11 protein-coding genes are annotated in these 12,140 nt (G+C 56.7%); 10 read left to right on the forward strand and 1 reads right to left on the reverse strand.

Annotated features, from left to right (window positions below; genetic code table 11):
- Positions 1-36: 36 nt before the first annotated feature.
- The 4 genes from ftsE (at position 37) to VGC33_RS10795 (ending at position 3,514) form a co-directional block, all read left to right on the forward strand.
- On the forward strand, positions 37-705 hold the full coding sequence (gene ftsE, locus VGC33_RS10780; protein WP_331120750.1) for a cell division ATP-binding protein FtsE: 669 nt from the start codon (positions 37-39) through the stop codon (positions 703-705).
- Positions 695-1,678, forward strand: a complete 984-nt coding sequence (ftsX, locus tag VGC33_RS10785) for a permease-like cell division protein FtsX (RefSeq protein ID WP_331120751.1) — start codon at positions 695-697, stop codon at positions 1,676-1,678. The genes ftsE and ftsX overlap by 11 nt, the downstream gene beginning before the upstream one ends.
- A gap of 194 nt (positions 1,679-1,872) precedes the next feature.
- Positions 1,873-2,730: an RNA polymerase sigma factor RpoH gene (rpoH, locus tag VGC33_RS10790; RefSeq protein ID WP_331120752.1), complete on the forward strand. Its 858-nt coding sequence runs from the start codon at positions 1,873-1,875 to the stop codon at positions 2,728-2,730.
- A 352-nt stretch (positions 2,731-3,082) separates the two neighbouring features.
- The gene (locus tag VGC33_RS10795; protein WP_331120753.1) at positions 3,083-3,514 is read left to right on the forward strand and encodes a hypothetical protein; all 432 of its coding nucleotides are present in this window, start codon (positions 3,083-3,085) and stop codon (positions 3,512-3,514) included.
- 156 nt (positions 3,515-3,670) lie between these two features.
- Here VGC33_RS10795 and panM read toward each other — a convergent pair whose 3' ends face one another.
- Positions 3,671-4,072, reverse strand: coding sequence for an aspartate 1-decarboxylase autocleavage activator PanM (panM, locus tag VGC33_RS10800; protein WP_331120754.1), 402 nt, complete (start codon positions 4,070-4,072; stop codon positions 3,671-3,673).
- A gap of 398 nt (positions 4,073-4,470) precedes the next feature.
- Between panM and VGC33_RS10805 the strand changes: the two genes are divergently transcribed.
- The 6 genes from VGC33_RS10805 (at position 4,471) to ugpB (ending at position 12,133) form a co-directional block, all read left to right on the forward strand.
- Positions 4,471-5,580: a branched-chain amino acid ABC transporter substrate-binding protein gene (locus VGC33_RS10805; protein WP_331120755.1), complete on the forward strand. Its 1,110-nt coding sequence runs from the start codon at positions 4,471-4,473 to the stop codon at positions 5,578-5,580.
- 80 nt (positions 5,581-5,660) lie between these two features.
- Positions 5,661-6,587: a high-affinity branched-chain amino acid ABC transporter permease LivH gene (gene livH / locus VGC33_RS10810; protein WP_331120756.1), complete on the forward strand. Its 927-nt coding sequence runs from the start codon at positions 5,661-5,663 to the stop codon at positions 6,585-6,587.
- Positions 6,584-7,855, forward strand: coding sequence for a high-affinity branched-chain amino acid ABC transporter permease LivM (locus VGC33_RS10815; RefSeq protein ID WP_331120757.1), 1,272 nt, complete (start codon positions 6,584-6,586; stop codon positions 7,853-7,855). The genes livH and VGC33_RS10815 overlap by 4 nt, the downstream gene beginning before the upstream one ends.
- Entirely contained in the window at positions 7,852-8,631 is a 780-nt protein-coding gene (gene livG, locus VGC33_RS10820; protein WP_331120758.1) for a high-affinity branched-chain amino acid ABC transporter ATP-binding protein LivG, read from the forward strand. The genes VGC33_RS10815 and livG overlap by 4 nt, the downstream gene beginning before the upstream one ends.
- Entirely contained in the window at positions 8,631-9,350 is a 720-nt protein-coding gene (livF, locus tag VGC33_RS10825; protein WP_331120759.1) for a high-affinity branched-chain amino acid ABC transporter ATP-binding protein LivF, read from the forward strand. The genes livG and livF overlap by 1 nt, the downstream gene beginning before the upstream one ends.
- 1,478 nt (positions 9,351-10,828) lie before the next feature.
- Positions 10,829-12,133, forward strand: a complete 1,305-nt coding sequence (gene ugpB, locus VGC33_RS10830) for a sn-glycerol-3-phosphate ABC transporter substrate-binding protein UgpB (RefSeq protein WP_414636919.1) — start codon at positions 10,829-10,831, stop codon at positions 12,131-12,133.
- The last annotated feature ends 7 nt before the right edge of the window (positions 12,134-12,140 follow it).

Here is a 12,140-nt window from a genome sequence, read left to right on the forward strand (position 1 = left end):
CAACAGGGTTTATTTTGCCCGAGAGGATTGATTAGGATGATTCGCTTTGAACAGGTCAGCAAAGCGTATCTTGGCGGACGACAGGCGCTGCAAAGCGTCAATTTTCACCTTCGTCCGGCCGAGATGGCCTTTCTGACCGGCCATTCAGGCGCGGGGAAAAGCACCCTGCTGAAACTGATATGCGGTATTGAACGGCCTAGCGCGGGTCATATATTTTTCGGCGGCCACGACATCAGCCGCCTGAGAAATGGCGAAGTTCCCTTTTTACGCCGCCAGATAGGCATGATCTTCCAGGATCACCATTTGCTGCTCGATCGCACCGTGTATGACAATGTGGCGATGCCGCTGATTATCGCCGGCGCCAGCGTCGAGGATATCAGGCGTCGTGTTTCGGCGGCGCTGGACAAGGTCGGCCTGCTGGATAAGGCGCGCAATTTCCCCATCCAGCTGTCGGGCGGTGAACAGCAGCGGGTCGGCATTGCCCGGGCGGTGGTGAACAAACCCGCGGTGCTGCTGGCTGATGAGCCTACCGGTAACCTGGATGACGCCTTGTCGGAGGAGATTTTACGCTTGTTCGAGGAATTCAACCGGGCCGGGGTGACGGTATTGATGGCCACCCATGATTTGAGCCTGATCGCGAGGCGGCGCTATCGCATCATGTCTCTTAGCCAGGGCAGGTTAGACGGGGGCCGGGATGGCGAATAAACTTAACCGGCCCAAAGGCGCGCGCGCCAAGCCGATAAAAGACAAGAGCAAGGCGCTGCAAAGCGGCTGGCGCGAACAATGGGGCTATGCCTGGAAAAGCGCGTTGGCGGATTTGCGCCTCCAGCCCCTGGCTACGCTATTGACTATTGCGGTAATTGCCATTTCGTTGACCTTGCCCAGCGTATGTTATCTGGTATGGAAAAACGTCAGCCAGGCGGCGGAGCAGTGGTATCCCGCGCCGCAGTTGACCGTCTACCTTGACAAGGCCCTGGATGACGACGCGGCGCTTAAGGTGCTGGGAAGGCTTAAGCAAGAGGACGGCGTGGATAAGGTCAACTACCTGTCCCGCGAGGAGGCGATGGGCGAATTCCGCAATTGGTCCGGCTTCGGCGGCGCGCTGGATATGCTGGAAGAAAACCCCCTGCCGGCGGTGGCCATCATTACGCCCAAGCTCGATTTTCAGAGCGCCGACAGCCTCAAGACCCTGCGCGACCGGGTCGCGGCGGTGTCGGGGGTGGACGAAGTGCGTATGGACGACAGCTGGTTTGCCCGCCTGGCGGCGTTAACCGGGCTGGTGGGACAGGTTGCCGCCACTATCGGGCTGCTGATGATTATCGCGGTGTTCCTGGTTATCGGCAACAGCATCAGGCTAAGCATTTTCAGCCGCCGCGAGACCATTAACGTAATGAAGCTGCTGGGCGCAACCGACGGGTTTATCCTGCGGCCGTTTCTTAACGGCGGCGCGCTGCTGGGGCTGGGCGGGGCGGTCTTGTCGCTTATCCTGTCGGAAACCCTGGTCTGGCGGTTGGAATCGGTGGTGGCGAAAGTGGCGGCGGTATTCGGCACCACGTTTGCGCTGCACGGACTCGACGTCGAAGAAACGCTGCTGTTGCTGCTGATTTCCGCCATGATAGGCTGGGTGGCCGCCTGGCTGGCGACCGTGCAACATTTACGTCGGTTTACACCCCAGTAACCTTTTTTTGTTATAATAGGTCATTGGATGTTGTACCGCACAAGCTGCTCTACGTTGCCATGAGTTGTTGCTAAAATGGCAATGAACTATGATATCCATCGCCGGTCTTAGTATCGGCTATCTGGTTAAGATAACCCGGCAATAGGGTATGCTATCGATTGGGCGGCATCAGAGAATTTTGCGAGAGGAATTGAATGATCAAAGATATGCAAGCTTTAGCCCTGGTCCCGCAAGGCAGTCTGGAAGCCTATATCCGGGCAGCCAACGCCTATCCGATGCTGACGGCGGAGGAAGAGCACTCATTGGCTGAACGGCTGCATTATCAGGGCGATTTGGACGCGGCCAAGCGGCTCATCCTGTCACACCTGCGCTTTGTTGTTCATATCGCGCGTAATTATTCCGGCTATGGTCTGCCGCAGGCGGATCTCATCCAGGAAGGCAATATCGGCCTGATGAAAGCGGTTCGCCGTTTCAATCCCGAAGTCGGGGTGCGGCTGGTCTCGTTTGCCGTGCACTGGATCAAGGCCGAAATCCACGAATACGTACTGCGCAACTGGCGCATCGTGAAAGTCGCCACCACCAAGGCGCAGCGCAAGCTGTTCTTCAACCTGCGTAAAAACAAGCAGCGCCTGGGATGGTTCAACCAGGACGAAGTGGAAATGGTCGCCAAGACGCTGGGCGTGACCAGCAAGGACGTGCGCGAAATGGAATCACGCATGGCCGCGCAGGATATGACCTTTGATCCCACGCCGGATGAAGAAGCCCGCGACGGGCAGGCCATGTCCCCCATGCTGTACCTGCAGGACAAATCTTCCGACTTTGCCGACGGCATTGAAGAAGACAACTGGGACGATCATGCGGCGGACAAGCTCAGCGTGGCGCTGGAAGGCCTGGACGAACGCAGCCAGCATATCATCCGCGCGCGTTGGCTTGACGACGATAACAAGTCCACGCTGCAGGAGCTGGCCGACAAGTATGGCGTCTCGGCGGAGCGCGTGCGCCAGCTGGAAAAAAACGCCATGAAAAAGATGCGACTGGCGATAGAATCCTGACAGGGCGCTGTTGATTACCAACAATTGCGAACGGCCGGTGCATACCGGCCGTTTCTATATCCATTTACCGCATGCTAAAAGTGCCGCCTTAAATGCTTTATTTAAACTGAAACGCATTGTCGCTGAGGATGCGTCAGGATAAACATTTTTTGTGCTTAATGATCAGGGTTATTTCTGTGGCAAACAGACCGATATAAATAATCTTTTTTTATATTTAGTTATCGTCAGATTATTATTAAACAAATATGACTTTAGCATTATTCCGGAACTCTATAATATAGAACAGCAAAGCCGCGAAAATTCCACTTATCGCATTTTTCCGTGGCGACAATAAAACACACCGGAAGATTAAATGGAAAACATTCCTTATGGCGTTCCCACTGGTAACGGATATAACACCCTGATATCCGGATCTCCCGCATCCACCGGCGGCATGATTGCCGGCTTTCCGATACTGTACGGAAGACTGGTCGGCGTCAATAATACCCCCAACGGTACAAACATATTCTACATTTACCGCGGCACGATGTATTTCTCTCCTATCCCAACGGGAAGTTATCCTCACTTATATATTGACTATAATACACCGGCTAATCGATGCCTTGATCTCTCTAATAGCACACCGGAGGATAGGCAAGAAAAAACTTTTATTGCTAATAAAATGCCTGCATATGATAAAGCCTGCCCACAGCAAACTCATGGTAAAGAAATACTCGATCTTACTCTCCAGCGTTTCAAGGGGATATATGCCGGCCCCATACGGGAACTGAAAAACTATCGCTGATCTACCCGAGCCTGTTAACCGCTTTAGTGATGCCGTCCCATGGGATTTAAGCAGGGGGGCCGCATTAACCTGAGCGGATTTGCCCTCCTGCCGTCATTCGACGTATTCAGGGTACAAGCCACCTTGCCGCCTGACGCTTTCCCGGAATCGGGTGCATCAACGGCGTTTGTGCCAACCGTCCGGTTCCTGGCAAAATCCGCATGCATCCATAAACCGGGCCATCACCGCCACGTCTTCGAAGGGTTGATTATTGCCCAGCCACCAGTGATTAATCTCCGGTAGCAGACGCTGTACTTCGGTCATAAGGTAAAGCCCCACGCCACGTCGACGGGTAACCGCGCGCACCAGCGGCGCCACCAGGCGGCCTTCGTTCCATTCGTTATCAATAATCACCTGCACCGCGCCCAACAGCCTGTCGTTAAAACGGGCGGCGAATACCGCGCAGGATCCGGAAAGGCGAGCGTTAAGCGCCGCAATATCGGTGTTTGGCCAAATTTTCGCCAAATCAATCAGATCCTGCGGCGTAAAACGGAATAACTGCTCAATAGTTAATTTCATGCGTGTAATCACTTAAGACGTAAAAAATAATGTAGCGAATTTGTTGACAAAAGATGATGTAAATCTTGCGAGGGCTAAAATGGCATAAGTGACGCCCATCACAATAAGTCCGGGTAAACGATCTACCTGAATATCATAAACTAGCACGACCCGCTAGAAGACGATGGAAATACCGATAATAATATCATTATTTTGTGCTGTCCATGCAGGTTATTTCTGAAAGTATAAGTTGATTTACAGCATAATATTTCTGTTCAATAATATGAAAAATAAAAGCTTATTGGCAAACCTTCGCAATCCGGAGGCTAAGGCATTATTACATATAATAAAAATACCTAATGGCGGTAAAAAACCGGCCAAAAAACAGGCAGCAAACACAACAAAACGGAGAACAGTGGATGAAATTCAACAAAGGCAACGCTTTGCTGGCCGGCTGTATGGCCATGGCAATGAGCCATTCCGTCTGGGCACAAGATATCAAGGTCGCCGTGGTCGGCGCAATGTCCGGTCCGGTTGCCCAGTATGGCGACATGGAATTCACCGGGGCGCGTCAGGCGATAGCCGATATCAACGCCAAGGGCGGCGTGAAGGGCAATAAACTGGTGGGGGTCGAATACGACGACGCCTGCGATCCCAAGCAGGCGGTGGCGGTGGCCAACAAGGTTATCAACGACGGCATCAAATATGTTATCGGCCATCTTTGCTCCTCCTCCACCCAGCCGGCGTCCGATATTTATGAAGACGAAGGTATCATCATGATCACCCCGGCGGCCACCAATGCCGACCTGACCACGCGCGGTTACAAGATGATCATGCGCACCACCGGCCTGGACTCCGATCAGGGACCGACCGCCGCCAAATACATTCTTGAGGCGATAAAACCCCAACGTATCGCCGTGGTGCATGACAAGCAGCAATATGGCGAGGGCCTGGCGCGCTCGGTGCAGGACAGCCTGAAGAAAAACGGCGGCAACGTGGTGTTGTTCGAAGGCATCACCGCCGGTGATAAAGATTTCTCCACGCTGGTGGCGCGCCTGAAGAAAGAGAACGTCGATTTTGTTTACTTTGGCGGGTATTACCCGGAAATGGGACAAATTCTGCGTCAGGCGAAACAGGCCGGGCTGACCGCCAAATTCATGGGACCGGAAGGCGTGGGCAACTCCTCGCTGTCCAATATCGCCGGCGACGCGTCGGAAGGCATGCTGGTCACCTTGCCGAAGCGCTATGACCAGGTACCGTCCAACCAGCCGATTGTGGCGGCGTTGAAGGCGAAAAAACTCGATCCCACCGGTCCGTTCGTCTGGACCACCTATGCGGCGGTGCAGTCCCTGGCGTCCGGTATGGAAAGCGCCGGTATGGAACCGGCCGCTATCGTCAAGGATCTGAAGTCCAAAACCGTGGAAACGGTCATGGGTCCGTTGAGCTGGGATGAGAAGGGCGATTTGAAGGGATTTGAGTTCGGCGTATTTACATGGCACGCAGACGGTACTTCCACACCGATTAAATAATCTGCCGTTCCTCCCGGGTTAAAAAAATATCGCCGCTCCCGTTGGCCTGGTTCAGCGGGCGCGGCTACAAAGGTTAAGGTATGTCCGAGCAGTTCCTTTATTTTATGCAGCAGTTGTTCAACGGCCTGACGTTGGGCAGCACCTATGCATTGATTGCCATTGGCTACACCATGGTTTACGGCATTATCGGCATGATTAACTTCGCCCACGGCGAAGTCTATATGATCGGTAGCTATGTCTCCTTTATTGTTATCGCCGCGCTGATGATGATGGGTATCGACGCCGGTTGGCTGTTGATTGGCGCCGGCTTTATCGCCGCCATCGTGATTTCCAGCGCCTATGGCTGGAGCATCGAGCGCGTGGCCTATAAACCGGTACGATCCTCCAAGCGCCTGATCGCCCTGATTTCCGCCATCGGCATGTCTATTTTCCTGCAAAACTACGTCAGCCTGACGCAGGGTTCGCGGGATCTGGCGCTGCCGAGCCTGGCCAGCGGCCAATGGGTGCTGGGTGAAAGCAATGGTTTTGTCACCAGCATCAGCACCATGCAGTTCACCATCTGGGCGGTGACCTTTGTCGCCATGCTGGCCCTGACGCTGTTTATTCGTTATTCCCGCATGGGGCGCGCCTGCCGCGCCTGCGCGGAAGATTTGAAAATGGCCAGCCTGCTGGGCATCAGCACCGACCGGGTCATCTCGCTGACCTTTGTCATCGGCGCGGCGATGGCGGCGGTGGCCGGCGTGCTGTTGGGCCAGTTTTATGGCGTCATCAACCCCTATATCGGTTTTATGGCCGGCATGAAGGCGTTTACCGCTGCGGTGCTGGGCGGTATCGGCAGTATCCCCGGCGCGATGCTGGGCGGGTTGATTCTGGGGGTGGCGGAAGCGCTGACCTCGGCCTATCTGAGCAGCGAATATAAAGACGTGGTTTCGTTCGCGTTGCTTATCGTGGTGCTGCTGGTGTTGCCCACCGGCATCCTGGGCCGTCCGGAGGTCGAGAAGGTATGAAGATCAAGCCTGTATTAAACGCGCTGTTTTGTGCGTTGATGCTGCTGGTGCTGGCCGTCTTTATGATGGGGATGCGCCTGAGCCTGGAAGGCACCCGGCTGGTGGTGCATAACGCGGGCGAGGTGCGCTGGTATTGGATTGGCGCCGGCTGCGCGGTGGTGTTCGTGTTCCAGCTGTTGCGGCCGGTTTTTCAGCATAGCCTGAAAAGAATCAGCGGTCCGTCCTGGGTATTGCCGAGCTTTGACGGCTCCACGCCGCGCCAGAAATGGCTGGCGCTGGCGATGATCCTGGCCGCTATCGCCTGGCCGTTCCTGGTATCGCGCGGCACGGTGGATATCGCCACCCTGACGCTTATCTATATCATGCTGGGCCTGGGGCTGAACGTGGTGGTGGGGCTGTCCGGCCTGCTGGTGCTGGGCTACGGCGGGTTCTATGCCATCGGTGCCTATACCTACGCGCTGCTTAATCATTACTGTGGCCTGGGTTTTTGGGAAAGCCTGCCGCTGGCGGGGCTGGTTGCCGCCGGTTTTGGGTTATTGCTGGGTTTTCCGGTGCTGCGGCTGCGCGGCGACTATCTGGCGATCGTCACCCTGGGATTTGGCGAAATTGTCCGTATCCTGCTGCTGAACAATACCGAGATCACCGGCGGGCCGAACGGCATCAGCCAGATCCCGAAACCGACCTTTTTTGGTCTGGAATTTAGCCGTAGCCCGCGCGAGGGCGGTTGGGACACCTTCCATAATTTCTTTGGCCTGACCTACGATCCCGGCGACCGGATTATCTTTTTGTATATGGTGGCGCTGCTGTTGGTGATCCTGACCTTGTTTATCATTAACCGCCTGCTGCGCATGCCGCTGGGACGGGCCTGGGAGGCGCTGCGCGAGGATGAAATCGCCTGTCGTTCGCTGGGCCTCAGTCCGACCCGGATTAAACTGACCGCCTTTACCATCAGCGCGGCGTTCGCCGGTTTTGCCGGCACGCTGTTTGCCGCGCGCCAGGGTTTTGTCAGTCCGGAGTCATTCACCTTCGTGGAATCCGCTTTTGTGCTCGCCATCGTGGTATTGGGCGGCATGGGATCGCAGTTCGCGGTGATCCTGGCGGCCATCCTGCTGGTGGTGTCCCGCGAGCTGATGCGCGATCTGAACCAGTACAGCATGCTGTTGCTGGGCGCGCTGATGGTGCTGATGATGATCTGGCGGCCGCAGGGTTTGCTGCCGATGAAACGTCCGCAGATGAAAATGAAGACCGGTAAAGGAGCGCGGGCATGACCTCCTCCGCATTGCAGCCCCTGTTATCCGTCAAGGCATTGACCATGCGCTTCGGCGGTTTGCTGGCGGTTAACCAGGTTGAACTGGATCTGTTCCCCGGCGAAATCGTGTCGCTTATCGGCCCCAACGGCGCCGGTAAAACCACGGTATTCAACTGCCTGACCGGTTTTTATCGCCCCACCAGCGGCACCATCATGCTGCGCGATCGGCATCTGGAAGGGCTGCCGGGCCAGACCATCGCCCGGATGGGGGTGGTGCGCACTTTCCAGCATGTGCGATTATTCCGCGAAATGACGGTTATTGAGAACCTGCTGGTGGCGCAGCATCAGCATCTTAAAAGCGGCGTTTTCGCCGGGTTGCTGAAAACCCGCGCCTTCCGCCAGGCGGAGGCCGAAGCGCAGGATTATGCCGGCACCTGGCTTGATCGCGTGGGTTTGCTGGAGCTGGCCAACCGCCAGGCGGGCAATCTGGCCTATGGCCAGCAGCGCCGGCTGGAGATTGCCCGGTGCATGGTGACGCGCCCGTCTCTGCTGATGCTTGATGAACCGGCCGCGGGCCTGAACCCGAACGAGACCGCCGAGCTGAATATGCTGATCGCCGAACTGCGGTCACAGCATGATGTGTCGGTGTTATTGATTGAGCATGATATGAAGTTGGTGATGGGTATTTCCGATCGCATTTATGTGGTTAACCAGGGCATGCCGTTGGCGAACGGTACCCCCGCCGAGATTCGCAGTAACCCGGACGTTATTCGGGCCTATTTGGGAGAGGCCTGATGACTCAGGATAGAGCTATGCTGTCTTTGCACAGCGTTTCGGCGCATTACGGTAAAATCCAGGCGCTGCATGAGGTGAGCCTGCATATCAACCCCGGTGAGATAGTGACGCTTATCGGCGCCAACGGCGCCGGCAAGACCACGCTGCTTGGCACGTTGTGCGGCGATCCGCGCGCCTCCAAGGGCCGGATTATGTTTGAGGGCGACGATATTACCGATTGGCCGACGGCGCGGATTATGCGCGCCTCGATTGCCATCGTGCCGGAAGGGCGGCGAGTGTTTTCGCGGATGACGGTGGAGGAGAACCTGGTCATGGGCGGCTTTTTCGCCACGCGCCCGCAGTATCAGCAGCGTATCAAGCGGGTGTTTGAGCTTTTTCCGCGGTTGCAGGAGCGGCGCGTTCAGCGCGCCGGCACCATGTCCGGGGGCGAGCAGCAGATGCTGGCCATCGGCCGGGCGTTGATGAGCCAGCCGCGGCTGCTGTTGCTGGATGAGCCTTCGCTGGGTCTGGCGCCGATTATTATCCAGCAGATATTCGACACCATCGAGCAGTTGCGCCGGGAGGGGATGACCATTTTCCTGGTGGAGCAGAACGCGAACCAGGCGCTCAAGCTGGCTGACCGGGGCTATGTGCTGGAGAACGGGCATGTGGTGCTGGAGGATAGCGGCGCGGCGCTGCTGGCCAACGAGGCGGTGCGCAGCGCATATCTGGGTGGGTGATGCGGGCCGATGATCCCGCCCTTGTTAAGGCTGGTAAACATCGCGGATGCATTTGAGGTATTCAATGCCAGGAATGTGCGTTTTTTTCCTGAATGCAATGGTGATGGGGCAGGTTTCGTGTGCGGCGAGCGGCGGGGGTGATGTTGCCTGGGTGCAGGTTGCGTGTGCGGCGAGCGGCAGGGTTTATATTGCCTGGGTGCAGGTTTCGCTTGCCATTTATTGGGTGGATATATGGATTGACGGGTGCCGGCAAGCGACAAGAAGGGTGGTTCGCGCCACCCTTCTTGACTTCCGCGCGTCCGGCAGGTCGTGCGCCGCTGCGCGGTCCCCGGCATCGCGCAGCCCGGCTTATGGACCGCCCGGTTAGCGCTCCCAGCGCTTCCGGGCTTTCGCCGCTCCCGGCGGCTCATCCAGCCGCGCAGCGCGCTGCCGGCGCACTCAATGCCGGCACAAAGTCAACACCATCGCCTGTTGGCAAACAGGACTTTTTAGGTTACTCGCGGTATGCGCTTACCGGGAAAACGGGAAAAATAGCAGTAATGATTTTCGGCTGACGGCAACAGGCTCACCCCTCAAGGCTCAAGGCTCAAGTCTCGAGTCTCGAGTCTCGAGTCTCGAGTCTAATGGGTTACTGCCGCGCATGTTTATGCCTGAAAGTTCACTGCTCACTGCCGCATGTTTATGCCTGAAAGTTCACTGCTCACTGCCGCATGTTTATGCCTGAAGGTTCACTGCTCACTGCCGCATGCTTATGCCTGAAAGTTCGCTGCTCACCGCCGCATGTTTATGCCTGAAGATTCACTGCTCACTGCCCTTGTTTATGCCTAACGGCATCGTTATGTGACCACGCGGCCTGCTTTCCGCTGTGCCAGCCGTATACCTACTGATTAACCGTATCTCGACATCAGGTTTGTCTCAAGCGGCAGCACCGTCTTTGCCGCATAAAATGCATTTTTAACCGCGACATAGGTCCCGGCATAAAGCGCGCTGACGACGCCAGTGACCCCGGCATGAGCCGCTGGGAGCGGCGAAAGGCCCGGTAGCGCCGGGAGCGCTAACCGGGCCGGTGCATCACGGGGGCATGGGTGGCGGAAGGCATCGCGCAGCGACGCGCGACCTGCCGGGCGCGGGGAAGTCAAGAAGGGGCGCGCGTGCGCCCCTTTTTGTCGCTTGCCGGCACCCGGCAATCCATATATCAACCCAATGAATGGCAAGCGAAACCCACGCCCAACCCACAGGCAGCCCACCGCAGGCCACAAGCGAAACCCACGCCCAACCAACATACCGCCCACCGCAGGCCACAGACGAAACCGAAATCCCCGCCGGTGCGGCATATTTTCGGCGCGCTGGGTGGGGAATTTGCCGCGTGCTGTCATCCCGCTGTCATAAGGGTGTTATTTTTCTGTCATTTCAACATGTCATGTTACAGGCCGATGAACTTTTCCGGCATTCAGGAGCATGGCATGTTGAAACATTCAATGAGTATCGCCGCCTTAAGCGTGGCGCTGACGTTGTCCTTGAGCACCAGTGCGCAGGCGGTGACCGAAATTCCCTTTTGGCATTCAATGGAAAGCGTATTGGGCACCGAGGTGGATTCCCTGGCGGCGCGCTTTAACCAGGAGCATCCTGAATATCATGTCGTGCCGGTGTATAAAGGCAATTACGAGCAGGGCCTGACGGCGGGTATCGCGGCGTTTCGTACCGGCACCGCGCCGGCGATTTTGCAGGTGTATGAAGTCGGCACCGCCACCATGATGGCCAGCAAGGCTTATAAGCCGGTTTACCAGGTGTTTGAGCAGGCCGGCATCAAGAATGACGAGTCGGCGTTTGTGCCCACCGTGTCCGGTTATTACAGCGACAGTAAAACCGGCCATCTGCTTTCCCAACCCTTCAACAGCTCCACCCCGGTGTTGTATTACAACAAAGACGCCTTCAAAAAAGCCGGCCTGGATCCGGAACATGCCCCGCAAACCTGGCAGGAACTGGCCGAAGCGGCCGCCAAGCTGCGCGCCAGCGGCATGGCGTGCGGATATGCCAGCGGCTGGCAGGGGTGGATTCAAATCGAGAATTTCAGCGCCTGGCACGGTCTGCCGGTGGCGACCAGGGATAACGGCTTTGCCGGTAACGACGCGGAGCTGATTTTTAATAAACCCGAGCAGGTGAAGCATATCCAATTGTTGTCGGATATGAACAAAAAAGGGGATTTCAGCTACTTCGGCCGTAAGGACGAGTCCACCGAGAAGTTTTATAACGGCTCATGCGGCATCACCACCGCCTCGTCAGGCTCCCTGGCCTCGATTCGCCAGTACGCCAAATTCAACTACGGCGTGGGTATGATGCCGTATGACGCCGACGTGAAGAACGCGCCGCAAAACGCCATTATCGGCGGCGCCAGCCTGTGGGTGATGAACGGTAAGGATGACGCGACCTACAAAGGGGTGGCGGAGTTCCTGCAATTCCTCGCCCGGCCTGATATCGCGGCGGAGTGGCACCAGAAAACCGGTTATTTGCCGATCACCACCGCGGCCTATGAGCTGACCCGAAGCCAGGGTTTTTATGACAAAAACCCCGGCGCCGATATCGCCACCCGCCAGATGCTGAACAAACCGCCGTTGCCGTTCACCAAAGGCATGCGCTTGGGCAATATGCCGCAAATCCGCACCGTGGTGGACGAAGAGCTGGAACGCGTCTGGACCGGCAAGGCCACGCCGCAGGAAGCGCTGGACAGCGCGGTTAAACGCGGCAACCAGCTGTTGCGCCGGTTTGAGCAGTCGCTGAAATAAACCAACG

Source organism: Acerihabitans sp. (assembly GCF_036398755.1).
Classification (GTDB): Bacteria; Pseudomonadota; Gammaproteobacteria; order Enterobacterales; family Enterobacteriaceae; genus Acerihabitans.

Coding starts and splice junctions, on each gene's coding strand:
- ftsE (WP_331120750.1), top strand. CDS start 37: ATGATTCGCTTTGAACAGGTCAGCAAAGCGTATCTTGGCGGACGACAG.
- ftsX (WP_331120751.1), top strand. CDS start 695: ATGGCGAATAAACTTAACCGGCCCAAAGGCGCGCGCGCCAAGCCGATA.
- rpoH (WP_331120752.1), top strand. CDS start 1,873: ATGATCAAAGATATGCAAGCTTTAGCCCTGGTCCCGCAAGGCAGTCTG.
- VGC33_RS10795 (WP_331120753.1), top strand. CDS start 3,083: ATGGAAAACATTCCTTATGGCGTTCCCACTGGTAACGGATATAACACC.
- panM (WP_331120754.1), bottom strand. CDS start 4,072: ATGAAATTAACTATTGAGCAGTTATTCCGTTTTACGCCGCAGGATCTG.
- VGC33_RS10805 (WP_331120755.1), top strand. CDS start 4,471: ATGAAATTCAACAAAGGCAACGCTTTGCTGGCCGGCTGTATGGCCATG.
- livH (WP_331120756.1), top strand. CDS start 5,661: ATGTCCGAGCAGTTCCTTTATTTTATGCAGCAGTTGTTCAACGGCCTG.
- VGC33_RS10815 (WP_331120757.1), top strand. CDS start 6,584: ATGAAGATCAAGCCTGTATTAAACGCGCTGTTTTGTGCGTTGATGCTG.
- livG (WP_331120758.1), top strand. CDS start 7,852: ATGACCTCCTCCGCATTGCAGCCCCTGTTATCCGTCAAGGCATTGACC.
- livF (WP_331120759.1), top strand. CDS start 8,631: ATGACTCAGGATAGAGCTATGCTGTCTTTGCACAGCGTTTCGGCGCAT.
- ugpB (WP_414636919.1), top strand. CDS start 10,829: ATGAGTATCGCCGCCTTAAGCGTGGCGCTGACGTTGTCCTTGAGCACC.